General features: G+C 39.3%; 14 protein-coding genes. 9 read left to right on the top strand and 5 right to left on the bottom strand.

Annotated features, from left to right (window positions below; all coding sequences use genetic code 11):
• Positions 1–69: 69 nt before the first annotated feature.
• The 5 genes from LBE40_RS05115 to LBE40_RS05135 are packed head-to-tail and all read right to left on the bottom strand — an operon-like array spanning position 70 to position 10,976.
• Positions 70–546 (bottom strand): hypothetical protein, encoded by a 477-nt coding sequence (locus LBE40_RS05115; RefSeq protein WP_004860394.1) that lies wholly within the window; start codon positions 544–546, stop codon positions 70–72.
• 20 nt (positions 547–566) lie between these two features.
• Complete coding sequence (locus LBE40_RS05120; protein WP_252615144.1) at positions 567–740, bottom strand: hypothetical protein; 174 nt, start codon at positions 738–740, stop codon at positions 567–569.
• Entirely contained in the window at positions 728–1,129 is a 402-nt protein-coding gene (locus tag LBE40_RS05125) for a hypothetical protein (RefSeq protein WP_252615166.1), read from the bottom strand. The genes LBE40_RS05120 and LBE40_RS05125 overlap by 13 nt, the downstream gene beginning before the upstream one ends.
• Before the next feature lie 20 nt (positions 1,130–1,149).
• Positions 1,150–9,156, bottom strand: coding sequence for a hemagglutinin repeat-containing protein (locus LBE40_RS05130; protein WP_252615167.1), 8,007 nt, complete (start codon positions 9,154–9,156; stop codon positions 1,150–1,152).
• 23 nt (positions 9,157–9,179) lie between these two features.
• A complete protein-coding gene (locus LBE40_RS05135; protein WP_004860408.1) occupies positions 9,180–10,976 on the bottom strand; it encodes a ShlB/FhaC/HecB family hemolysin secretion/activation protein in 1,797 nt (598 codons plus the stop codon).
• Positions 10,977–11,870: 894 nt separating this feature from the next.
• Here LBE40_RS05135 and LBE40_RS08475 point away from each other — a divergent pair.
• From LBE40_RS08475 to pepN, 9 genes are all read left to right on the top strand, one after another.
• Positions 11,871–12,347, top strand: a complete 477-nt coding sequence (locus LBE40_RS08475; RefSeq protein WP_420868166.1) for a restriction endonuclease — start codon at positions 11,871–11,873, stop codon at positions 12,345–12,347.
• Positions 12,331–16,731 (top strand): type ISP restriction/modification enzyme, encoded by a 4,401-nt coding sequence (locus LBE40_RS05140; RefSeq protein WP_420868167.1) that lies wholly within the window; start codon positions 12,331–12,333, stop codon positions 16,729–16,731. Before LBE40_RS08475 ends, LBE40_RS05140 begins: the two co-directional genes overlap by 17 nt.
• Before the next feature lie 557 nt (positions 16,732–17,288).
• Positions 17,289–18,035 (top strand): LbetaH domain-containing protein, encoded by a 747-nt coding sequence (locus LBE40_RS05145; RefSeq protein WP_040297161.1) that lies wholly within the window; start codon positions 17,289–17,291, stop codon positions 18,033–18,035.
• 82 nt (positions 18,036–18,117) lie between these two features.
• On the top strand, positions 18,118–18,672 hold the full coding sequence (locus tag LBE40_RS05150) for a hypothetical protein (RefSeq protein WP_004861464.1): 555 nt from the start codon (positions 18,118–18,120) through the stop codon (positions 18,670–18,672).
• 96 nt (positions 18,673–18,768) lie between these two features.
• On the top strand, positions 18,769–19,548 hold the full coding sequence (locus LBE40_RS05155) for an LbetaH domain-containing protein (RefSeq protein WP_252615158.1): 780 nt from the start codon (positions 18,769–18,771) through the stop codon (positions 19,546–19,548).
• Positions 19,549–20,981: 1,433 nt separating this feature from the next.
• Entirely contained in the window at positions 20,982–21,587 is a 606-nt protein-coding gene (locus LBE40_RS05160; protein ID WP_004860988.1) for a thiamine phosphate synthase, read from the top strand.
• Positions 21,578–22,336, top strand: a complete 759-nt coding sequence (locus LBE40_RS05165) for a hydroxymethylpyrimidine/phosphomethylpyrimidine kinase (protein ID WP_004860985.1) — start codon at positions 21,578–21,580, stop codon at positions 22,334–22,336. The genes LBE40_RS05160 and LBE40_RS05165 overlap by 10 nt, the downstream gene beginning before the upstream one ends.
• Before the next feature lie 368 nt (positions 22,337–22,704).
• Positions 22,705–23,532: a uracil-DNA glycosylase gene (locus LBE40_RS05170; RefSeq protein WP_004860979.1), complete on the top strand. Its 828-nt coding sequence runs from the start codon at positions 22,705–22,707 to the stop codon at positions 23,530–23,532.
• An 80-nt stretch (positions 23,533–23,612) separates the two neighbouring features.
• Complete coding sequence (gene pepN / locus LBE40_RS05175) at positions 23,613–26,240, top strand: aminopeptidase N (protein WP_004860975.1); 2,628 nt, start codon at positions 23,613–23,615, stop codon at positions 26,238–26,240.
• The last annotated feature ends 270 nt before the right edge of the window (positions 26,241–26,510 follow it).

Below are 26,510 nucleotides of genomic sequence, written 5' to 3' on the forward strand. Positions count from 1 at the left end.
ACCCGCGTGGATAAAGAAGGAGATGGCTTTGATCCTCTACTTCATTCGTGATTTTATCCAACAACCTTTTTAACGATGGGGAGGACGCTTTGGTGATCGCTTTTGTAAAGCTTTTTGCTTTTGCTGACGTTTTCTTTCATCCTCAAAATGCGTTAGTAAAGCGCGTTCCTGTTTCGTTTTGTTGGTCACACCAAAGGTGTCATTGTCCATAAATTGCTGATATCCAGCTAGCATCAAATTAGCTAAAAACGAGTCACTTTTCAGAGGTTGTACAAAATAGAGCCCTTTTGAATCTTGCAATTTATACCGGAAACCTGCTTTTTTCATGCACTCATAAACTGAGGCAAATTCATTTGCATACGAATTCATATCACTAGAAGAAGCATAGACTGGTTTCCAACCACATTTTGATAAGGATTGTTGGATCATCGCTTTATCGACACCTGGTTTTTCCCATAATGCTAAAGTTGATGGAGGAGGTTGGTTAACACATCCAGTGATACTTAACAGAGTCATGCAACTCAATAGTTTTAAGATTTTCTTCATTTTTCCCTCTTTCAATGGATTTATTTACAATAAAAAAGCTCGGAAGCTTGTTGATATTTTCTGTTCATACTGTGTTCAAGACAGGTTAGAACTAAATTGAGATGGTGGATTGAGGAAACAATCCCGCCATTCCAAGCGAAGGCAAGGATGGCGGATTGTTGATCATCACAAACAGCAAGACTTAAGGCTGGCATTTGCGACTATTTTTATATTTTTTACAAAACGGGCTGTTTAAGCGCTTCTTGACACTTCGTTGCGGAATGACAGCGCCTGGACGACAAATGGGCAAGTTTTCGGCTTTATGATTTACACACCATCCCCCCCCCCTTTCTTCATAGCGGAATCCTGATTGAACCATGCAAGCATGAATTGTTGCTATTGCATTATTACTGAGCTTTCTACTTTCTGGAAATACATCATAAGGAGCTGGCATTCCACATTCTAACAATGCTTTTCCTATCTCCGTAAAATCTGCTCCTGGCTTTTCCCATGCCCCTATAGAAGATGTGGGAGTTTTATTAAACTGGCACCCAGCTATACTCAATAAAGTTATCGCACTTAATAATTTTAAGGTTTGTTTCATTTTTTACTCCATAATCTAATTCAAGGTTTTTGTTCTAGATGAGATGTGCCATAATTATATCTACATTTATAACTCGCATCTCCAAGACAGGTATGGGAGCTTACGGGATTCATGATCACTCTCCACCATTCTGTCCACCAGTTACTACCAGCAGGTATTGTCTCGTAGGTATAGCCATTACCGCCAATCCATCGGCTCACAAAGTCATATCTATTCCCATCAAAGCCAATAGTGGTTTGTTTGCCACCACTCACATAACCTAACAGACCGGATGCAGCCAAAACATTAGCCGCTGGTCCAAAGAAACTGATCGTTGTATTGCCTGCTACATCATTTACACCTTCTTGTTTGAAAGAATTCATCATATTAAAGCCTGTCAAACTGCCTCGACTATGGGCATCAAAATGCAATCCTGTGTTACCATAGCGAGACGTTAGATCTTTTGCTTCTTGTGTGGAATTGGTCAAACCCCAAAAGTTATTTTCCATAAACTTCTGATAGCCCGCGACCAAAAGTTCTGAAATAGCAGAATCCGCTTCTGGGAACACAACAAAATAAAGCGGTACATTTTTATCCTTCGCATGTTGCTCTGCATAAACAGCAGCCTCATAGGGTGGGGTAAAAATGCCATTGAGGGACACATGCACCTTGCCATCAGAGCCGGCTTGCAAATGCTGCTTTTCTTCATCCGTTAAATAATGAAACTTAGGGATAGGTTGTCCACGAGCGTCTTCTATAGGCTCTCCATTTGCATCTATTTCATAGATTATATTACCCTTTTCATCACGGTCGACAACGGCGATGGGGTGCTCTTTGATAAACATGGTTTTATAGGAATCATCGCTGTATTTAAACCCTTCTTCTAAGAGTTGCGTTACCATTTCACGGTTTTCATGGACGATTTGTTCCAGCTTGCCTACATCGAGTTGTTGTACACCCTTATGGGCGGTGGCAGTATCACGATTAAGGGAGGCTATGGCTTGCTCAACATCTTGCCCTGTCAATGCCTTCTGCCCTGCTTCATCAGTAATGACGATGGTGCCATCGCTAATAGCAGATTTGGTGTATCCTTCCTCTGAATCTTTAGCTTTTGAATGATCTAAGACATTTTTAGCAATGTTTTTCCCAACACCATATTTGCCCTGATACATCGGACCACCCGCAGAAATGCTGATCCCATCGCTGCTGGCTTGCGCATGCGCACTGTTGCTTATATCACTGGTGCTAATGCTTCCTGTGGTCAGGCTGTTTTTATCTGCCGGCGCGGTGCTTTCAATAATACCTCCAGTTAGGGTCGTTTTATCTTTAACGTTGATTTTAAAACCGCCATCACCCGCTTTGATGCCTGATTGTTCCACAACACTATGATAATCACTAGAGGATTTATCCTTGTTCAAGGATATATTGGTTGTAGCTGCATCATTCTTTTTTCCACCATTAAACCCAATAGAAAGAGAGTTTTGCTTGCTGGAACTGTGTCCCGTATCACTGCGGCTTATAACAGTAAAATCACCACCAACATCCATCTCTACACGGTTTCCAGAAAGCACTGCACCTTCCAGTGTGGTGTTGCCTCCACTTGTGCTATGAACAGTGCCGGTGCCTATAATATGGCTGTTCTTTTGCTGAACCTCCTCACTGGAGCCCTTGCCTTTACCAAAAGAGGCGTTACCCATCCACCCTGTACCACCAGTACCATAACTATACCCAATATTCATTGAAGCGCTTTCACTTCTGTTTTGTGTGCTTTGCGTGTTTTGCGCACTTTCAAAGAGGATATGTTGTCTTGCATCCAAGGTGATATTCCCGCTCTGCTCATCATTTGCATAGACTGGATTGGTACCAGCGATAATATCAGCGCCAATACTATGGATGCTGCCTTCATGGGCATGGATATTAATAGAACGCCCTCCTTCTATGCTATCTGTTACCGCAGTAGATGTCTGAACAGATGCCTCCTCCTTCTCTGTCTTAAAGCCCACGGTTACGCTAGCAGAAACATCAGCAATATCACGAACCGATTGTTTAAGTTTTCCATCCTTCATCCCATTGTAAAGACCTTTGCCTTTGCTATAGAGATCATAGCCTTTTAGACCAGCAATAAGACCATTGCCGATTTTGTGTTTTGTATCCCCATGACCAAAACGTTTGGCTGCATCCCTTACATCTTGTACGGCACCAAGAATGCCCACATTGACAGATCCTGTCACACCAGCAAAGGACTTTTCATGCTTTTCTTTTGCGTTAGAGGTATCATAGCTTTCTGATAGGGTGATATTATTGCCAGCATCAATGTTGACATCACGATCCGCCGAAACAATGGTTTCTTGTAAATTCACATCATTGCCACCATTGATCTGCACATCTTTGCCCGCCTTGAAATGAGATGGCGTATTGGTATTTTCCCATTGATCGCCCGTATCTTTAGCGCTTGCAATTCCAACACCCACGGAAGCACCGCTAGGGTTCTTTTCAAACTGAAACCCAAAACCTGTGCGTTCTTCCTTTGAGCTTGCGCTATGACGATTGTGACCAGGTGAAACATTGATATCATGGACTGCCGAAACATGAATATTTTCTTGCGCAGTAAAATCAGAGCCCACCACGTTCACATCTTTTTTGGTGGCGGTGATGGTGATATTTTTCCCATTGAGAGAAGAGCCTTGATGTTCAAAACTTTCTTCATTTTCTGTCTTTGACTCACTTCCGTATACCGATACAAAGCCCTTGCCTGAACCCACACCAAAACCTGTTTCATGGGTTTCTGAATGGCTCTTATGATGATCTGTCATGCCATCAATCGTCACATTTTCTCCCGTCACATGAATACCTTCATTTGCAAACATATGAGAAGCTGTGATTGTAGTCTCTTTGTCTGATTGCGTGATAATGTTGCCCGTTGCCCCAAGGATAGAGGAGACCGTTGTGCTATGCGATTGAGAGCTATTGGAGGATTCCTCATGCAAAAAACTACTTTCTGAGGATTGTTCTTGCTGGTCGTAGTGTTCTTGAATACCTTTGATAGTAATCTTTCCCCCAGAGTGAATGGTAATATCCGCTTTTGCCTGATCGGTTATTTCCCCTGGCTTGCCTGCTGTGAGCATCGACGCTACAATCTGCGTATTGTTTCCAGATTCAAGAGCAACACCTTTTTCTCCTGCTATACTTGAACCTACCACTTGGGTAGCTCCAAAAGTTTCATGATAGGATGAGCTTCCCCCAAAAAAACCGCCATCTGTGTAGCTAGATATCTCACGGTGTGAGCTATCCTCTGCATTGTTGATGAGAATATCGTTGCTGGCTTTCAACCCCACCTTGCCCTCAGCAGCAATAGAACTGCCCGTGATGCTAAGGTCATGCGCCTTTCCATCCTGCCCCGCAACAACCGTGGTATCACCCCCTGATTTTATCGAAGAGCCCAGAGAAATAGACTCTTGCCTGTCAATACTAAAGTCGCTGCCCTGAAAATGATAATCTCTTTCATCGTTTCTCACCCCTATTGTTATCTCCCTTTGTGCGCCAAGAGCAACATTGCCCTTCGCATCTATATCAGAAGCAGCAATATGGATATCTTGACCGGATAGGACCGTGGTATCTTTTCCAGAACTTAAATGAGAGCCATTGTGTAAGGTGACATGGGAGGTTTGCCCATCCTGCGTATGATTGTCCATGCTGTTGCGCGTGGCATCAATCGAAACATTGCCCTCAGCTTGTAAGAGAAGTTTATCCTTTGTTTGAACATCAGAGCCTAGAACATTGAGATCCTTTCCAGAAGCAAGTGTCGTTGAGCCCCCAGAATTGACTTCCGATTTATGATGCATGGTGGCATCACCCTGTTCGCTGTGGTAATGTGTTTGCGCTGAACCTATTGTTAAATTGCCCTGCTCTGTGGCCATGGCAAGATCACCCTTCGTGGTGATCCTCACCCCTGAAGCTGTGAGATCTTGTTTGGCAATCACGCTCGCATTGCCACCAGCAGAAAGCGCATCGGTGTTTAATACGGTCTCCACGCCGTCAACCGTTGTGCGCCCTGCATCTAAACGAATATTCTTCTGTGCAACTAAAAAAGCATCACCACCCGCCGCAAAATGCCCTCCTTGACTGAGGATATCCCCACCATGCACATGCAATTGGTGGTTTGCCGCAATCCGCCCTGAATTGGTTATTGTGGAATTGCTGGTATTTTGGCTGGTGATATTGACATCATCCCCCATGATCAAGGCACCAGCAGAAACAAAGGAGGCTCTCTCCTTTTCGGGGATGTAAAGCACCGGCGCATAAACATCCATGCCCTTGACCTGTTGGCGTACATAAATCACCATCGGAGCTTCTAGAGAAGCAAGTTGTTCTTCACTTAAAGGCTCACCAAAAGTCAAATTGTGTGTTTTTGCATAATCTGCCCCCACATCCAGCAAGTTTTTGACTTGTTCAATGGCATCACTTCCAGGAATGAAAGAGCCCTTGCCCAAACCTTGCCCCACAAGATCACGCATTTGTTTTTCAATCAGTTGCTTTTCAAAATAAGCATCCCCTAAGAAAAAAATCTCTCTGTCAGGATTGTAACCAATTCTATTCAAAAAATAGGCTGAACCATAAAACTTGCCAACATCAAGGAATTCTGCCCGCGTTTCATAAATAAAATTCTGCTTGGGCAGCGTGCCCCCAACCCCACCCGATTGGGGCTTTGGTAAAGGAAGCCCATCAGAAAGTTCTCCTGCATTATTGAGATCTACTTTTGGTGTAAAGAGAGCACCAGCCCCAGTTAAACCACTTAAGTCCTCCAGTGGATTACCTTCAACGGTTTTTGCTTCAAAATGCGCATCTCCTGTAATGGAACCTTTCGCTGCCGTGTTATTGAGTTGATCGACCACCAAATTCAACGTGCCACCCGCTTGGACAAGACCAGAAACGCTATCAAGAACTTTTGAACCAGTTTGGCGAAAACCATCATTATTTATTATATCTAAAGCAACATTTCGGCTTCCATCAGCGTTATAAGCATAACAATAAGCATCCGTATTAGCCTGACAACCCATATAGGTATTTTTATAAGCTGTTGCCCCCAAATTGGTCAGCACATTGGCGTGGATATCGGCATTTCCCCCTGCTTCTATAGAGCTATAATGGTTGTCAATGGTATCAGCGTTAATGATGAGATTGCCGTGAGACTGTATCATTCCTTGACGAGTAGGCGAAAATTCTTGCGTGACAGTTTTCTGTATCATGTGAGATAAATTATTCCATCGGTACCCTTGAAAAAAAAGCCAACTTTTATTCTCTTCCTTCCAAGTAAACGCCTTGTATACTATCCCATCTTCTAAAGTTATCTTACCATAAGTTGCCTCTTTGTTGGCCAAAGAATTTTTAATGTGAAGATTACATGTGTTTCCTGAACATTCAGCTTCCTTATAGGAAACGCCCCATAGTTCCATCCCCAACTCATTTGCTATACTTGTTGTATGATACAAAATCGCATTTTTAATTGAATCAAAACCCTCTGGTTTTTCGAATGCGATGGCGACTTCTTCCGTTTTTTCCGTGATAACGGGTGTGCTATCGGCTTCGTTTTTCAGACTGTTGGTTTGGATATTTAAGTTTCCACCAACTTGAATAAAGCCCGCTTTATTGACAAGGGAAAGGCTTTTTCCAGTACCTTCTGCATTGGTGAAAGATAAATCACCCTCTGCAACAATGGCGCCAAAATCATTGCGCAAAGCCCCATCAACTTGTAAAGCACCATTGCCCTTCACATAAATTAAACCCGTTTTGCTGTTCCTCGCATCACCCCTCACGCTAAAGGCTAAATTATGCCCTGCTGCCAATTGACCGCTATTTTTAAGCTCCCCTGTTTTGATGACAAAATCTCGTGCCGCTAAAACCGATGTGGCCTCATCCACCATAACGCCTGGAGCAACAAAGAGAATATCTCCTGTCCCGCCTTCATCGGTAACGGCTTGTAGCCGTGCATGGTGAATATCAAGAACATTGGTGCTTTGAAAATCTAAACCGCCATAAATCAGCGTACTGCCCGAAACATAAATATGATCCGCAGTTAAATATAGCGTTTGCGGCGTATAAATATGAGAACGATTATTGCTCAAATCGAGAGTGTTGGCTGTCAATCTCACATCCCCCTTAGCAGACAGCACATTCTCAACACTGATCCCTCCTGATACCGATGTCAATGTGGCTGTGCCATAGCCTATGATCTGATCATAATAAATGTCGTTGCCAGCAAAAAGGTCAATATTGCCACCACTGATAATATGTCCAACCTTTACGCCCCTTTGTGCTGTAATAGAAAGAGAACCTTTATCATGAAAAACAAGATCACCTGTAGGGTTCGAAGGGCTCACCTGAGAGTGAACAAAATCTAAACCTGTCATCAATGTGCCTGCATCAAGGCTTCCCACCTTTAAAACCGCATCATCACCTGTCATCATGGTAGAAAAATCAACCGCCCCACCATGAATATCTGCTCTGCCATGGGCTAAAACTTGCCCAAAATGAATGCCGGCATGAGGTTCAACATGAATGGCAACATTGTGATGCGATAGGATCGTTTGAGAAACAGAAAGCCCATGATATGCAACAAGTGTGACATTCCCTGCTCCATAAATATTTGCGGCATTAATGATCCCGCCTCCACTTTGGAGATCAACATCCCCATGGCTGCCCAAAACAAGGCTACCAGCAGCTTGTGTTGCTGCCATATCAACCCCACCAGCTAAAAAATAGGCTTGTATATCACCACCGGCATGCGCCCTTAAATTGCCCCCCGCTAAAACCGTACCACCAATATTCAGTGCGCCACCAGATTCAAGGGTCACATCAGCGCCAGCGCCAAGCCCTGAAACTTGCAGAGCATGGCGCGAAGAAAGCTCCAGATTGCTCCCAGAGGTGGCTTTTCCGCTAATCGTTAAAAGCCCATCCTGCGCATCTACGCTCAAATGACCATCCGCGCCAACTGTCTCTAACGTGACACCTTTTTTTGCTGCAATCTCAACATGCTTTTTCGACGTAATGTGCTTTGCATGAAGGGTATCGCTTTTTGATTGAAGAACAACACCATCATGACCAAAAACATCCTTCAACGAGATTTTTCCATCAGCAGAAAGATGCAACTGCCCCGCATTGGCTGCCATATCATGGCGCATGCGAACCCCAACACCTTTTTCCGTTGCCACAAGTTTTATTCTGTCCGCTTGTAGAGCCCCTAACGCAGAACCGTCTATCGCATATTCCGGCTTGCCGGTAATATCGGTCAACTCCTTCATCTGCCCAGAAGCATAATCAAAGTGACCGGTCCCTGCTGTCACTCCAATTGTCCTCCCCGCAACAGCTCCTTCAAAATGCACTGTGCGTGAGACAATATCGACAATATCAACAGCCCCTTGGCTTGAGAAAAAATTCGCACCCTGGGGTCCAAAGGTGATATCCCCACCTTGAACCTCAAACCCTTTCAGAAAACCACTCCCATCAATTTCTGGTACACCCGTGGTTAAGGTCGCATGGGGCGTATTGATAAAGCCACAACCATCACAACTTATCCCATTGGGATTGGCTATAATCACATCGGCTTGATGCCCAAAAACCTCCGCTGGACCATGAAGCGCACTGCGCTTGCTGCTGGTGACTTCATTTAAAATTACTTTCGCCGAACCAGAGTAGCGCAAATGCGGATTGCCCGGCATAATGCCACCCAACTGCGATTGTCCTACTTCTTGCGCGTGATTGTTTAAAATGACACCTGGATTGCCAATATTGAAATCGTAATATTTATTATGTGATAAGCCCTTGCCATTGGGTGTAACAATATCAATCGAGGGAACCCCATTGGGTGCTGCCACAATATCTGGGCGATGAGCGACACTTGCGTTAGGGTCAACAGCAATTTGTGCCTGTAGTGTTGCTGGTTGTAAAAGAAAAGGTAAACCAATCCCACCTAGCAAAACCTTTTTGAGCATCGTACTGGAGACTAAAACTTCAAACCATGTTGCTCTTTTTGCTCTCTGCTCATATCTCATGCTTGTATTCCCCAATAATATGCTTAAAGATTCATTGTTAATGTCATTAAAAATGTTCCAGGGTTCTTGTGCTTAACTGTGCTCCACAAAACACTGGAATAGCTTGCATCAAGGGAAACCATCCCCCCCGCAAGCTTGAACCCTGCTGTCCAACCGGCAAGCTGTTCATGCGTAAATCCATACAGGGGCTGCGAAAAAACACGCCCATAGTCCAAACCAATAAAGGGACGCAATTCACCCAAAACTTTTTTCAGAGAAGCGTTGTTGCTCCACGGTAGTGTGCGCAAAGACAAATCATTACGAATAAAAAAACCGTTATTGCCAAAAAGCAAACTCTCGCGCGTTCCACGCACATTAGAAGCGCCCCCCAACGAAATCTGCTCAGCACCCAATAAATTATGCGGAGAATATTGCCCACTCAAAAGATTGCTCAGTATAAAGTCCAAGCGCCCTACCTTAAAAGGCGTCATGGCACTAATCGTACCGGTAAATTTAGCAAATTGCGGCTCCGCATCCCCTGCTCCTGGATCGTGCTTCTTGACAGAATGAAACAAGGGAAGACCTTGCAAATAACTGACATCAAAGGTCCATGTTCCACCCAGCATCTGACGGGAATGCGAAATCCCAAAATTGGCAACGCTATATTGACGACTGCCAACCTCAATCTTATTGCCTAGAAGATAATTGTTGGTCTTTTTATAGGAAAGACCCAAATTCAGCGTGGTAAGTGAAACACTATCGCGATGGAGAACCCGGCTGGTGCTGGCATGCAATTCACTGGAATTGCCTGTCGTTTCTATATCTGTAAAGTTGCCCTTAATAATGCTCTGATAATCATAAAGATAGCCATTTAACGAAAATGTCCAATAACCGTAAGGAATACTCACACTCGCTGAAATATTATTGCTATGCCCTTCTTGCTTACTCCCACCCCAATAATCTCGTCCACTGCGTTGATAGCCAAAGTCCCATAAATCATTGAGCCCTAAAATATTTTCTACCTTTAAACCCGTACTATAACGCGCATAACCCGTGGAGGCTTGCCCCATATTGTCATGCGTAAGCGTAACACTAAATGCCTTATCAGGATGATTGCTAATATTAACAATGGTACTTCCATCTTCACCGCCTGGGAGTAGTTCGCTTTTTGCATGCGCTGAACTCAAACGGTTGATCTGATCAAGCCCCTGTTCAATATCGCGCATGTTAAGAACATGACCTTTAAGCCCTGGAAAAGCACTCCACACAATCTGATTATAACGAGATGCTGGAGAACCATTATAGTAAATATCTGAAAGCTTCCCCTCAACAACAACTAACTTCAGTTCTTTATTGCTTTTGATATCTTGGTCTGGAATATAAAAACGCGCCGTCACATAACCTTGATCCAAATAAACTTTGGTTAATTGTTTTATTAATATCTGTATCTCAGAAAGACCTATACATCTCCCAACATAAGCATCCGTAACTTTTGCTATAGTCCGCTTGTTGATATGATAAACCCCATCAACAGTAATATGGTCAATGTTGAAGCAATATCCACCACCAAGATGCGCCCCTTGATCCCTTTCAGGAGAAGTGTCCATTCCTTTGGGCGTTAAAGCGCGTAAATGCTCAATCCTTTTTAATCTTTGCTGCTCAGTGTGCTCACGGGCAAAATTATCTGTTGGTATTTGTGGATATAAAAATGCCGAAGAACGCGCATAAACAGTGACGCCAGAAAACATGCCAAACAACACTAAAATGGCTAGAAAAATTCTTAAAAGAGAACTTCGGCGTAAAAATACAGAAAACAATACAGATTGCCCCCCACTTTGCATCATTCAAAAAGCATTATTTAAAAATGCTTCATAAATCTCTAACAATACCACTCAAAACCCACGGCCCTATGACGCTTTTAGCAAAAGCGCATACCCCTGTAACCAAAGACAAATGGCACCCAAAAATAACTTGATTGTAATTGTGTGAAGATCTCTCCCCCCATATTTACACCATTAAAGTTGTAACCAAAATTGTTTGGAAAGTCAATGCCTAACGCCTCAATATCCTTATCAATAAAAGACCATAAACTCGCTCTTCAACCTCTCTAAGCTACTCAACATGACATGCTAAATAAACGATACATCGTCCTACCAATCTCATCCTTTGGTAAAAAATCATGCTAGCAAACAATAAAGAAATCTCTTTTGAGAACCTTTCAAAACAACCACAAAAAACTCTTTTACAGAGCATTAGGGAACTTTTCTCCAAAGAAAATGATCTGAATTGCTTCAGAAAAAGAGTTTTGTCACTTTTGTCAGTTCTTTTAACAAACAAAATTATATTTTAGAAAGTAACAAAATGCTTCAAAATACTCATTCTGATATTTTAAAGCACATGCTACATTTGTCTTTTTTCCATAAAATAAACAGCAAATTCCACTATTTTGCTGATCTGATCTCTCTCATGGGCTGTGGATAAACAGCCTTTAAAAACTCTTTTGAAAAAAATTATCCGCTTTTTTAGCATTTTTCTGCATTTTTTCTCAATTCGTTCAAAATGGATTTAATAAGCTTCGTTTTGATTCTTTTGATAAGAATTAACCCTCTCATACGAAAACGGAGCCCTGTTATAATATACTTCACCCTCATCATTCTGATAATAAACATGTCACTTTACGCTCTCTCTTAGAATATTATCGTCAACGAGCAACATCACCCCGTGAATTGGGAACATTGTTTGAAAACCTTGTGAAGGCTTATCTTATGCATGACCCTCTCCATTATGGACGATATGAAAAAGTTGAAAGCTATTTTGAATGGGCTAAAGAGCGTGAAGGTTGGAATAAAAATGATATCGGCATTGATCTGGTGGCAAAGCTTCGTCATCAAGAGGGGTATGTGGCTATTCAATGTAAGTTTTATAAAGCAGACCATCAGATCAGTAAAAAAGATATTGATAGCTTTATCGCTGCCTCTGGAAAAGACATCTTTAAATATCGCCTTCTTGTCGATACCACGGAAGTGGAATTAAGTGACAATGTGAATGCTATGATCAAAGGACAAGCGATACCCGTTTATCGCATTGACCTTCGTCATATGGAAAACAGTCGTATAGATTGGCAAATATTTGCAACGAAAAAAGAAGTTGTTCTGAAATCGACAAAAGAGCCTCGTCCTCATCAGAAAGAAGCTCTTGAGAAAAGTCTGTGAAGGTTTAAAAGAAGCAGACCGTGGCAAGCTTATTATGGCATGTGGTACGGGCAAGACTTTCACCAGTCTTAAGATAGCAGAAACCATAGCTGGAAAAGGCAAGCGTGTTTTGTTTCTGGTGCCTTCTCTTGCTTTAGTCTCGCAAACGATACGAGAATGGACAGCAGATGCACAAGTCCCCTTGCGTTCTTTTGCTGTGTGTTCGGATACAAAAGTAGGCAAGCGTCGTAAAAACCAAGATGATATTGTTGGTATGGAAACATCAGATCTTGTGCTCCCTGCTACAACAGATGCGAAAGCACTTGCCAAAGAAGCTTGTGAAAACCTCGCAGAGGCAATGACGGTGGTCTTTTCAACCTATCATTCCATTCAAGTGATTTCGGATGCACAAAAAGACCATGGTTTACCTGAATTTGATCTGATCATCTGTGATGAAGCGCATAGAACCACTGGTGCTTCATTGGGAACTGACGACAATGAATCTGAATTTATCAAGGTTCACGATAACAGCATTATTCGAGGCAAAAAACGTCTGTATATGACAGCAACGCCAAAGATTTTTAGTGACACTGCTAAAAGGCGTGCGGATGAGATCAATGCCGTTCTAGCTTCTATGGATGATGAAACGCTTTATGGCAAACAACTCCATCATTATACCTTCGCAGAAGCTGTCGATAATGAACTTTTAACCCCTTACAAGATTGTGGTTTTGGGGATTGATGAAACCTATATCACACCAGCCATACAGGAGATTATTGCCAATGAAAACCGTGAAATTGATTTAGATGATGCGGCAAAAATTATTGGCTGTTATAGAGCCCTGACCAAAATAGATAAAGAAGCTGCTGTCGATGATGATACAGAGCCTATGCGTAGTGCTTTAGCTTTTTGCAAAGACATCAACACCTCTCAATATATCACAAAGCTCTTCAATAGAATTATCAAATCTCATATCAATGATTTTCTTCAAACAGTTCCCTTTCTGAACTGTGAAGTAAGACATATTGACGGAACACAAAGTGTCAAAAAACGCAATGAAGAACTGGATTGGTTGAAACAAGATGCTGGGAACAATGTTTGTCGGATCTTAAGCAATGTTCGATGTCTTTCAGAAGGGATTGATGTTCCTGCTCTTGATGCAATCATGTTTTTACACCCGCGCAATAGCCAAGTGGATGTAATCCAGGCGGTGGGGCGTGTGATGCGTCGTGCTCCAAATAAGAAAACGGGCTATATTATTTTACCCATTATCATTCCTTCACACTTAGAAGCCAAAAAAGCTTTACGAAACAATAAGAGATACCGTGTTGTTTGGCAAGTTTTGCATGCTTTACATTCTCATGATGAGAATTTTAGCAAAACCCTTAACCAGATGGTCTTAGGACAAGACGTGAGCTCTATCATCGACATTGTTACAGTTTCTAAAAAGACCGAATTAGAAAATGTCACCACGGTTATTGACGAAATCCCGCTACACGAAAAATCGGAACAATCCGGACTTCAAATTGGGACACAAGCTCATGAACCGCAACATAGTCATAGCGTAACAGGAAGATTACCCTTTTTTGTTGAGTTTCCCAATGCTCTCAAAACACTGATTGTTAAAAAATCTACCATGAGTGATTATTGGGGCATTTGGGCGAACAATGTTGCTGAGATTGCACAAAACCATATCACACGCCTTCAAACTATGCTTTCTGATCAGACAAGCGAAGCTTATCATGCCTTTGATGCGTTTTATAAGGAATTAAAAAACAACTTAAACAGTGAGATAAAGCAAGAAGAAGCGATTGAGATGTTAGCGCAACATCTTGTGACGCGTCCTGTGTTTGAAGCTTTGTTTGAAGGCAATGAATTTGTACAAAACAATGCTATCTCTCAAGCGATGGAAAAGATCTTAAGAGAACTAGATAAAACAAATATTGAGGAAGAATCCAAAGAATTACAAGAGTTTTATGACAGCGTAAAGTTCCGTGCCTCTGGCATTACCGAACCGCAGGCAAGACAGAATCTTATTATCAAGCTTTACGAAGATTTTTTTGCCAAGGCATTTAAGAAAACAACGGATAGGCTTGGGATTGTTTATACGCCCATAGAGGTTGTCGATTTTATCATTCATTCTGTTGATGATGTGTTGCGCAATGAATTTGGAAAAAGCTTGGGGTCACGTGGTGTCTCTATTCTTGATCCTTTTACTGGAACGGGTACCTTTATCACAAGGCTTTTACAATCAAAGCTCATAAAACCAGAGGATATGGAATATAAGTTCCGTCATGATATCCATGCCAATGAGATTGTCTTACTTGCCTATTACATAGCAGCGATCAACATTGAATCGACTTATCATAGTTTGGTGAAAGGAAAGTATATTCCTTTCAAGCATATTGGTTTAACCGATACATTCCAAATGCTTGAAAGGAAAGATTTGTTGCAAGAGTTATTTAAAGAAAACAGTGAATATTTAGAACATCAGAAAAATCTAAATATCAAAATTATCTTTGGCAATCCTCCTTATTCAACTGGGCAAAAAAGTGAAAATGATAATGCAAAGAACACTCCCTATCCCATATTGAATGACCGTATTCGTGAAACTTATGCTGCTCGGTCAAATGCAAGTCTTCTACGAAATCTGTATGATAGTTATATTCGTGCTATTCGTTGGGCAAGCGACCGTATAAAAGATTGTGGTGTTATTGGTTTTGTCACAAATGCAAGCTTTGTAGATGCAAATGCTATGGCTGGCTTACGAAAATGCCTCGTTGAAGAATTTAATAGCCTTTATATTTTCCATTTGCGGGGGGATGCTCGGACTTCTGGAGAACAACGTAAGAAAGAAAGTGGTGGAATTTTTGGTGAGGGATCTCGAGCGCCTATAGCTATCTCTATTCTTGTAAAAAATCCAGAATCTCAACAGCGTGGGAAAATATATTTCCATGCTGTGGAAGATTACTGCACAAGAGAAAAAAAGCTTAAGACAATTAAGGATTTTGGTAGTATTAACGGTATTACACGTGAAAACAGTTGGCAAATAATTACACCAGACAGACATGGTGATTGGCTTGGTCAACGTGCTAACAATTTTGAAACATTCCTAACCTTAGGTGATAAAAAGGGGCATAATAAAAAGCTCTTTGAAACGTTTTCTTGTGGTATAGTAACAAGTCGTGATGCTTGGACCTATAATTCAAGCCGCGTATCTCTCACAAAAAACATGCACAATATGATTACTTTCTATAATAGTGAAGTAGAACGTTTTAATGATGCTTATGGACATGTTGATCGCAGGATACGTAAAAATGCTATAAACAATTTTGTAAATTCTGATGGAAGTAAAATCAGTTGGAGTCATAATGTTAAGCAAGAACTAGTAAAAGGAAAAGTTTTTGAACTTGAAGATACATGCCTTACACAAAGTCTGTATCGTCCTTTTACACAACAATGGCTTTATTATAATCGTACTTTCAATGAGAGAGTTTATCAAATGCCGCGCATATTTCCGATAGGAGAAGCGGTTGAAAATAGAGTGATACAAGTTACCGGCATAGGAGCAACGAAAGATTTTTCTGTCATCATGATTAAGACAGTACCTGATTTTCATGCAATGGATACTAGTCAATGTTTTCCAAGGTATATTTATGAAGACACTCCGGTTTCAAAAAATAAAAGTGAGAAACAATCTCATTTATTTTTAATTTCTACAGAAGAAAACACAACATCTGGTTTACAGAGGCGTGATGCCATTACGAATGAAGGGCTAGCACATTTTAAAACGGCTTATCCTAATGAGATTATCACTAAAGATGATTTATTCTATTACGTTTATGGTCTTTTACATTCAGAAGATTATCGCGCTCGTTATGCTGATAACCTCTCTAAAGAATTGCCTCATATCCCTTGTGTAAAAAGCGCTGAAGATTTTTGGATATTTGTTACAGCAGGGCGTAAATTGGGTCATTTGCATGTAAACTATGAAGATGTAGAGCCTTATCCAGTCACTTTTAAAAAAGGCAATCCAAAACAGACTGATATTTCTAATCCTGAGGAATTTTATTACGTGACTGAAATGCAATTCTTTAGCAAAAATAAGATAAAAGATAAATCTATTGTTTTTTATAATAGCAATATCACAATAACAAACATTCCTCTTGAAGCTTATGAGTATATCATTAATGGCAAGCCTGCTCTTGAATGGGTTATGGAACGTCAATGTGTAAAGACAGATAAAAAGAGCGGCATTGTGAATGATGCCAATCACTATGCTGTTGAAACCATTGGCAACCCTGCTTATCCATTAGAGTTATTTCAAAGAGTTATTACCATAAGTTTAGAAACAATGAAGATTGTTAAGAATTTACCAAAATTAGAAATTAGAGAAACTGAATAAACTTATAAAGCATGCTCACATTATAGGCTTGCTAAACTCACAAGGGGTATAGAGTCTTATAACCATAATCTATACCTCTCTTGTTAAATTACTTACATACAATCTTAAAAGGAGTGTTTATATGCGTTATTCTAAAAAGAAGAAACTTGCACTTTTAAACACTCTACTTTGGATTGCTTTTAAAAGACTATATCGTAATCTAAAATGATAGATGTATACTTTTCGAAAGCTCTGTTTAAAGAGAGTTCAATAATCTCTATAATTATCAATCTCTCTTTAGATGTTTTATAACAAATAAATCACATTATCATCTTTATCATTTCTCTTATGAAAATGAAAGCTTTGGTTATAAAGACAATAGCTATAAAAGGCTGTTAAGTTGCAAATGCGTTATAAAAGAAATTAACAGAAATCTTAAAATTCATTTAGTAAAAAAAACTGATAGGTTATAAATATAAAAATACGCATAATAAGAGCGTTTTTAAATATTATAAATGTATAGATTCAAAAAATAACGCAATCATTTTATAAAGCCCATAATATAGCTTTAAAAGCACATAAATATAAAAGAAGCAATTGATAATCATACGACAATATCAATACACAACGTATTTAAAAAATACGAATTTATTGATGACTGTGAATATATAGATGGTCATTTCTTAACTCGCATTCGTGCTTTAAGAGATTTTGATGATGTCAAAAAAGGCGATTTAGGGGGGTATATTGAAAATGAAAACAACCTCTCTCATGAGGGTAATTGCTGGGTTTATAATAAAGCGCGGGTCTTTGAAAATGCACGCGTCTTTGGAAATGCTAAAGTAAAAAGCTTTTTTGTCGACGTCTATGGCAATGCTCAAATTTATGGAAATGCTATTTTTGAAGGCATGACATTAAAAGACAATGCGAAGCTGTCGGGCAATGCACATGCTAGCAACGCCGTTGTAATTGAAGGAAATGCACAAATTTATGATAACGCCCGGGTAACTGATCATGCTCATATTTCTGATAATGCTGTCATTTGTGATGATGCCCATGTCGGAGGCAATGCAAAAATAAGTGGCTCTGCTTATATTTGTGATGAATCGCGTGTTTTTGATGATGCCGTTATTTGTGATGCTCTTATCTCTGGCAATTCTTATATTCACAGCAATGTCTCTCTAACCGCTAATGAAGATATCTGTGATGATGCATATCCTGAGTTTGGTAGCGAAGATGATTATTATCGTCATGAATATTATGCTGATTGTGAGGGCTATTATGACGATGATAATGACAGCCAATATGAAAGTGACGCTGCGTAATTGAACGCACGGGTGGTGCGGGGGCGCCCTCCTTTCAAATTCTTTCATGCAAAAATTTAATCTCTTATAAAGGAATTGTGCTATGCAAAAGAAGTTTGCACTCACAAAAGAGACACGTGTATTTGGTGAATATGTTCTTTACCGTATTAAAGCATTAAAAGACTTTGCTGATGTTAAGGCTGGTGACCTTGGTGGCTTTATAGAAAAGGAAGATAACCTCTCTCATGAGGGCAATTGCTGGGTGTATAATGAAGCTCTTGTGTTTAAAAATGGTCGGGTTTATGAAAATGCAAGGGTTTTTGACAATGCTATCACTTGTGGTCATATCTATGGTCATGCGCGGGTTTATGACAATGCTGTTATTTCTGATAATTCCCGTGTCTATGGCAATGCTCATGTTTATGGCAAGGCTATTATTTATGATAATGCCTATGTATATGACAATGCTAGGGTTTATGAAAACGCCCGTATAGCAAATAACGTGCATGTTTGTGAAAATGCTCATATCCATGGCATTGCTGTTATTCGTGAAAATGTTGGTGGGTCTACTGAGATTAAAACCTATATTGAACGGCTCTCCCCTTATGGTGAATTAGAGATTGTCTATGTCTCACCAAAAATAAAGCAGCATAATTGAACGCACGGGTGGTGCGGGGGCGCCCCCTTTTCAACCAAATATTCCCATTCCAAATTTTAGCAAATCTTTATCACATTAGATTGTGAAGGTGTTCTTATGTGCAAAAAATACATTATAACAAATGAAAGCAAACAAATTAAAGATCGGATGACTAAACAGATTACAAACCTTTATCGCATTAAAGCTCTAAAAGATTTTGATGATGTCAAAGCTGGCGATCTAGGCGGCTTTATTGAAAAGGAAGCCAATCTCTCTCATGAGGGCAATTGCTGGGTTTATGATGATGCATGGGTTTATGGGCATGCCCGTATTTGTGACAATGCAAAAATACGTCATAACTCTCAAATCTGTGGTCATGTCTATGGCAATGCTGAGATTTATGGCAAGGCTTTTATCTCTCAATATGCAAAAATTTATGACAATGCTTGTGTCTATGGAATTGCCCATGTGGCTGGTTATGTTTATGGCAATGCCCATGTGGGAGGGAGCGCCCGTATTTATACAGAAGCACATATTTATGACAATGCTCTCCTTTCTCATAATGCGTGGATTTATAATTATGCAAGGGGTTATGGGCATGCTCAGGTTTCGGGCTCTGTCTGTGTTTACAGCCATGCTAAGATTTATAATTATGCTGTTGTTAATAGCCGTGCAAAAATTTATGGCAAGGTTTATGGCAATGCTAGCGTGGGGGGCAATGCTGAGGTTTATGGTTCTGTTTATGGCAATGCAAAGATCTCATATTATGCAAAGGTCTGGGGTAAAGCTTATGGCAAGGCAAAATTAAACAGACAAAGTAAGCTAAGGGTGGTACCCAAAAATTGTGAGGTTTATGAAAGCGATAATGTTGTCAAGATTGTTGATACAGAAGAGTAAAAAAACAAGCGTGGGGGCGCTTTTCTTATGGATATAAACGCATCATAAAAGAGAGAAAAAAGAAAGCCGTGCCATTTACGTGACGCGGCTTATGAATGAAGATATAACGAATGAATCATAAATATGAGTTTACCAATAAATGGTAATGCCTGTATACAAAACATATCATATTGCAAGCGCTCTATGAGAGATATGAAAACTTATCAAAAGGAACGTAAATGATAGGTATGATCTTGATAGCATTCATTTGAATAAGAGAAACTATAAACGCTTTATAGATTTATCAATCCAATCAAAAGAAATATGTATTAAGTGAATAGTTTGTAACAAAATCCGTTTTTACATTTACGAGCGTTGGTTTTTTAAAACAGCTTTTCATAAGATAAATAAACAAACGCTTTTATCAAACGCAAAGCTTTAAAAACTGTTATAAACATCAGTTTCAAACGTTTAAACGTTCATTCAGAAAGGTTCTCATAAATGCCTTTTCTCTTTGCACTCAAACGTAGCTTCTTTATAAATTAGCCGGTCCATTTTTGGGCTCGTTAAAATCAACCAGCTCAAACTCGCGCTCGCTAACTTTAGAATAAAACATTCTTAAAACATTGTCTCTTTTGTCTAAAAATTTAGCAAAACCCCATGTATTGAGATACAACGGTTTTGAATTTTGCTTGCTTATCTTTGTCTCAATAGGTGCCCCAAATTTTGGGTGACTAAAATCTCTCAATCCAAATTTGGATCGACCCTATTTGGCTTCGTATTTTTAAACGACAACTTTTAAAACGTTTTTCGCTCACTTGCTTGCATATGTCATAAAAAGTATTTCAAATTTTATGACATAACATTGTGATTTTCATATCTGTTATGATGATAATGTCCTGTATAATGGCTGCCTATCATCTTCTAAATTTTTAGAAAGCGTTTTTAAAAACGATTTTGTCTTTAAATCCTTTTATGCAATCTTATAAATTAAACCTATAAGCTTATAACAGTTTCAAACGACTACCCTCTTAGGATACTATAACATCTTTAGATTTTGCGCTCCCCAATTTTGGGAACCATTAATTTTGTTTTTATCATGCGATTAACAAACCAATCTTTAAACAAGGTATGATCTTTAAACATATGTTATCGATAATTTCAAACGACTGAACTTTAAAACAATGCGATTTTTGAGTGATAAAAACGTATCATAAAATTTATGAACTGTTATGAATGATAGCTGCTTTTCATTTCATTTGAATACACACATGCGTTATAATATTTACATCATGATTTGCTTTTTATGGTCTATTCATACATGGCAATCTTATATAAAAAATGGTCAAATGAATCACGTATAAAAGGATGGATTCTTAAGTGGATTCATATAAAATAACTGCACATAACATACTGAATTTGTTATGTTTTTATGTACAATACGGTTTATTTTCATGAAACTGGACCCATTCTACCTCATTGTTGATAATGCTGATTGGGTTGAGCGTTTGATTCCTTTTGGAGTCAAACTTGTACAACTGCGTATGAAAAATAAAAATTTAAAAATAATCCGTCAACATATTAAGCATGCAAAAAATATATGCGATAAATTGGGAGTGCAATTAATCATTAATGATCATTGGGAAGTAGCAATTGATGAAAAATGCAATTTTATTCATCTTGGGCAAGAAGACTTAAGCAATGCTGATCTTCCTGCAATTCGTAAAAATGGTATAAGATTTGGTCTTAGCACACATGATGAACAGGAATTAGATATCGCACTTTCTGTTAATTCTGCCTATGTTGCACTTGGTCCTATTTATCCAACAATCTTAAAAAAAATGAAATGGAAACCTCAAGGACTAGAAAAAATCAAACCCTGGAGAAAACGGATTGGTACTTTACCTTTAGTGGGCATTGGTGGCTTAACACCAGAACGCGCTATTGATGTTTTAAAAGCAGGAGCCAATAGTACTGCTGTTGTAACCGATATCATCCTCCATAAAAAACCTGAACAGCGTGTCCAGCAGTGGTTAAAGGTAACAGAAGCATGGCGTTGACACCCTCTATTCTTATTGTTGCGGGAACTGATCCAACAGGAGGTGCTGGTATTGTCCGTGATATAGAAACAACAGCACATTTTCAAATAAAAGCAAATTTAGCTATCACCTGCGTTAACGTACAAGATGATAATCACGTTGCTGAAATTGTTCCAATGCATGAAAAATTCATCGCCGCGCAAATGCGCAGTGCCTTAGAAGCCAATCCAATAAGCGCAATAAAAATCGGTATGACAGGGACCCAAGCAATTATAACAGCAATCTGTAATGTATTAGAAGACTATCCTCATATTCCAGTTATTCTTGATCCTGTACTTGTCGCCTCATCAGGAGGAAAACTAACAACAGAAAAAATCACAAAAATTATGATCAATAAACTTCTCCCTCACGTTGACCTTTTAACACCCAATAGAGAAGAACTTGCTCTTCTCAGTCAAAATCCATTGGCATCTCATCATAAGCAAGCAATACAGCAAGCAAGAAAACTGCTGTCATTTGGTCCACGCTCTATCTTGATAAAAGGCGGTCATGCAAACGGTCCCCTTGCAACGGATAGCTTCATTGATAAAACTGAAATCATAAATATTTCTACTCCCCGCTTAACGGGAACAATGCGTGGAACAGGTTGCATCCTTTCAAGCGCTATTGCAGCCAATTTGGCATTAAATGAATCTATGCCTCAAGCCATAAAAAATGCAAAAGCATATATTCACACATTACTGTTAAATCACAACCGAAAAGGTTATTAGAATCTTAATATTATGTCATAATCTGATTAACTATTCTGGCTCTATTTTTCAGTTTATATGTTTATTTTTTCTCAAAATGAATGCATATGTATAAATATAATATTATAAATCTATAATATAATTGTCATATTATACAACTTGCATTTGATAAAAAAATTTTTATTGTAGAATGATTCTGTATATCATATTAATGGATAAGGTAACGTATTGAAAAATGCGTATAACTGCGAATACTTCTCAATGTTTTTTGTTAAGATAAAAAGGCTTATCGTTTTTTCACACATAAATTACTAAAAAACACATCATAAAGCTTGAAGGATAATGTTGTCTGCTCTATTCCTAGGAGATAGATCACCAGAAAAAGTAAAATGTTAAATCAAACAACTTGCTCAATCTCATATGAAGAACTCTTGAACTTTTATAAAGAAAGTGGTGTGGATGCTGTTCTAACAGATTCACCTGTTGATCACTTTAATCAATCTGCCTCCTTAGAGAAAAAATCAATACAAACAATAAACATTTCTCATAATCAACAGATATCACCAACCATAAAGTCACCCAATAATCCACTGCCTACCCCTAACATTATACAAGGTGAGCCTTCAGCTATAGAGAGTGCAAAAAGTGTGAATACACTTGATGAATTAAAATCTGCTCTCCTCGCGTTTAATGGCTGTTCATTAAAATTGACAGCAAAAAATACCTGTTTTTCAGATGGAACAGCGGGAAGCCCGCTTATGCTCATAGGAGAAGCACCAGGACGAGAGGAAGATATACAAGGGATTCCATTTGTAGGAAAAGCCGGAAGATTATTGAACAAAATCCTCGCATCAATTGGCTTGACAAGAAACAATGTTTACATAACCAATACTATTCCTTGGCGCCCACCAGGAAATCGTACACCGACACCAAGAGAAGTCGCATTATGCCGCCCTTTCATTGAACGACAAATTCATTTAGCTAAACCTCGTATTCTTATAGCACTAGGAGGAGTTGCTACACAGTTCCTTACAGGGGCTCAAAATGGAATTATCCGGTCTCGGGGGAAATGGCTCACCTATGAAGGTGAAGACAACATAAAAATACCTGTTATGCCAACCTTTCACCCTGCTTATCTTCTCCGAACGCCCAGTCAAAAAAAGCTTACATGGATAGACTTCTTAGAAGTAAAAAAACGCTTAGATAGCCTTTTGTGACTCCTTAATCTTACCCCTTATCTTAAAACATAAACACTTTTTCAATTCCGTAACTTTTAAAATACAATCAGGAAAAAATTATGCAACAATCAGCAGTGCCCATTTATCGTCTGGAAGACTACCAACCAACCCCTTATGCTATCCCCCAAACACAACTTCACTTCTGTTTGAAACCAACAAAAACCCTTGTTACGGCAATATTATTAATTGAAGCGCGTCAAAATACGAAAGAAAGAAGGCCTCTTGTGCTTTCTGGTGATGATCTTACACTCATTTCTGTTGCTATTAATGGTGAGGCATTGTCTGCAAACGCTTATAAAAGCACGCCTTCACGTTTAGAAATTACAACTCCACCAGCGACTCCTTTTACATTGCAATTGGTCACGGAACTAAACCCTGAAAGCAACCGCCAACTCATGGGACTTTATCTTTCAAATGGTGTTTATTGCACACAATGCGAAGCAGAAGGTTTTCGTCGTATTACTTATTTTTACGACCGCCCAGATATTCTTTCTACCTATACGGTCAAAATCGAAGCGGATTCTCAAACAATCCCTATCTTACTTTCCAATGGTAATCTCGTGGAAACAGGAACTCTTGAAAATAATCGTCATTTTGCTCTTTGGGAAGATCCATATCCCAAACCATCTTATCTCTTTGCTTTAGTTGGTGGTGATCTTGATAAGTTAGAAGACCATTTTACTACTGTATCTGGTCGACGTATCAAACTTGGTATCTATGTGGAAAAAGGAAAAACCAAACGTGCAACCTATGCAATGGATGCCCTCAAACGCTCCATGCGTTGGGATGAGCAATGTTTTGGACGCGAATATGACCTTGATGTTTTCAATATTGTTGCTGTTTCTGACTTTAACATGGGTGCAATGGAAAACAAAGGGCTTAATATCTTTAATGATAAATATGTTCTTGCAGATCCTGAAACAGCAACCGATCATGATTATAGAAATGTCGAACGTATCATTGCTCATGAATATTTCCATAATTGGACCGGTAATCGTATTACTTGCCGTGATTGGTTTCAACTTTGTTTAAAAGAAGGACTAACAGTTTACCGAGATCAAGAATTTTCCTCAGATCAAAATGTACGTACTCTACAGAGAATTGAAAATATAAAAACATTAAAAGCTATGCAATTTACTGAAGATTCTGGTCCACTTGCTCATCCTGTACGGCCTCGTCAATATAGTGAAATCAACAACTTTTACACCACAACCGTTTATGAGAAAGGCGCTGAAGTTGTTCGCATGATGCATACTATTTTAGGTTCTACTCTTTTTCGTAAAGGAATGGATCTCTATTTTCAACGTCATGATGGGCAAGCTTGCACAATCGAAGATTTTGTCACCTGTTTTGCTGAAGTCTCGGGTAGAGACTTTTCACAATTCATGCTGTGGTATGAACAAGCAGGAACGCCTCATGTGGAAATCGACCACCATTATAACAATGGTATTTTAACAATTCATGCAAAACAACATATTCCGGCAACACCGCAACAAAAAATAAAAAAACCTATGCTTATCCCTATCGTTTTTGGTCTCTTAGGACAAAATGGAGAATCTCTTACCTATGAGACTGATGCGGATATTCAATCAGATGTTATGCTTCTGTCTAAAGAAAGCCAAACGTTCACATTAAAGGGACTAAGTGAAAAACCTGTTTTATCTCTGCTTAGAGACTTCTCTGCACCTATCAATTTACAAACTCCGTTTAATGAAAACGAGCTTATATTTCTTGCACAAAATGATAGCAATCAACTCAACCGTTGGCAGTCGTTTAATCATTTAATGATGCAAGCTCTAATTCAAGCTATTCACGATAAAACACAAGCAAAAGAGAGTATGCCTTCTTCTTTGCTAAAATTGATTGAAAACATCCTTAAAGATGAAAGTCTTGAACCAGAGTTTCGCGCATTTTGTTTAAATTTACCTAGCGAAATTGAACTTGCCCATAAAATCGGTAAAAATGTTGATCCAAATCGTATCCACTCTGTGCGTAATCAGTTTTTAGCTTCACTCGCGCATACACATCAAGAGCTCTTCACAAAAGTTTATATGCAAATGGAAACTAATGAGCCCTATTCACCAAACACTACGCAAGCTGGAAAACGAGCATTACGGAATATTATCCTAGATTATCTTTCCATTGCTGAAGCGCAACCAAATCGTGCTGTCACGCAATATGTAACAGCTGATAATATGACTGACCGCATGGCCAGTATAACCATTTTAGTGCGGCATTTTAACAAAAGTGAGCAGGCACAAAATGCCTTAAATGATTTTGAAAACCGATATCGGCATGATCCTTTGGTTATGGATAAATGGTTTTCCATTCAAGCAATGGTTGCGGGAGCATCAACACTTGCCCATATTCAAAAACTCATGCAGCATCCGCTCTTTTCACAAGATAATCCCAATCGTGTACGAGCCCTAATTGGTGTTTTTGCTTCTAATAACCTAACGGGTTTTAATAGAGTTGATGGTGCAGCTTATCACTTTCTTTGCCAAATTATTTTGGAAATTGACAAAAAAAATCCACAGCTTGCTTCGCGATTACTCACAATAATGCGTTCTTGGCGACAATTAGAGCCTATTCGACAACAAAAACTTGAAGCTGCATTAAAAACAATTGCAGTAGCTCCTCAATTGTCAAGCGATGTAGCAGATATCATCACTCGCATACTCGCTTAAAAGAAAAAATATTTATAATCAATACATTATACTCTCATTGATGAAATAACATAAAGTAGTTTTTCAGTAACAATAACACCATAAACAGGTAATTTAGCCTGTTTATGGATAATGTCAGTTTTTCTTTTCATTTCCATACTCCGTGCGTAGAAGCAGTAAAATTACTTTTTCTAAAAAAAAGACTGGACAGAAGACTCCTGTTTTGATTCATTGCAGCCATGGAGTTTTATTATGAATACCCAAGCAGTTTTTCAGTCATATTATTCCATA

It is taken from the genome of Bartonella taylorii, assembly GCF_023920105.1.
In the GTDB taxonomy this organism is placed as follows: Bacteria; Pseudomonadota; Alphaproteobacteria; order Rhizobiales; family Rhizobiaceae; genus Bartonella; species Bartonella taylorii.

Coding starts and splice junctions, on each gene's coding strand:
- LBE40_RS05125 (WP_252615166.1), bottom strand. CDS start 1,129: ATGAAACAAACCTTAAAATTATTAAGTGCGATAACTTTATTGAGTATA.
- LBE40_RS05160 (WP_004860988.1), top strand. CDS start 20,982: ATGAAACTGGACCCATTCTACCTCATTGTTGATAATGCTGATTGGGTT.
- LBE40_RS05120 (WP_252615144.1), bottom strand. CDS start 740: ATGCCAGCCTTAAGTCTTGCTGTTTGTGATGATCAACAATCCGCCATC.
- pepN (WP_004860975.1), top strand. CDS start 23,613: ATGCAACAATCAGCAGTGCCCATTTATCGTCTGGAAGACTACCAACCA.
- LBE40_RS05130 (WP_252615167.1), bottom strand. CDS start 9,156: ATGAGATATGAGCAGAGAGCAAAAAGAGCAACATGGTTTGAAGTTTTA.
- LBE40_RS05165 (WP_004860985.1), top strand. CDS start 21,578: ATGGCGTTGACACCCTCTATTCTTATTGTTGCGGGAACTGATCCAACA.
- LBE40_RS05155 (WP_252615158.1), top strand. CDS start 18,769: ATGTGCAAAAAATACATTATAACAAATGAAAGCAAACAAATTAAAGAT.
- LBE40_RS05115 (WP_004860394.1), bottom strand. CDS start 546: ATGAAGAAAATCTTAAAACTATTGAGTTGCATGACTCTGTTAAGTATC.
- LBE40_RS05150 (WP_004861464.1), top strand. CDS start 18,118: ATGCAAAAGAAGTTTGCACTCACAAAAGAGACACGTGTATTTGGTGAA.
- LBE40_RS05170 (WP_004860979.1), top strand. CDS start 22,705: ATGTTAAATCAAACAACTTGCTCAATCTCATATGAAGAACTCTTGAAC.
- LBE40_RS05135 (WP_004860408.1), bottom strand. CDS start 10,976: ATGCAAAGTGGGGGGCAATCTGTATTGTTTTCTGTATTTTTACGCCGA.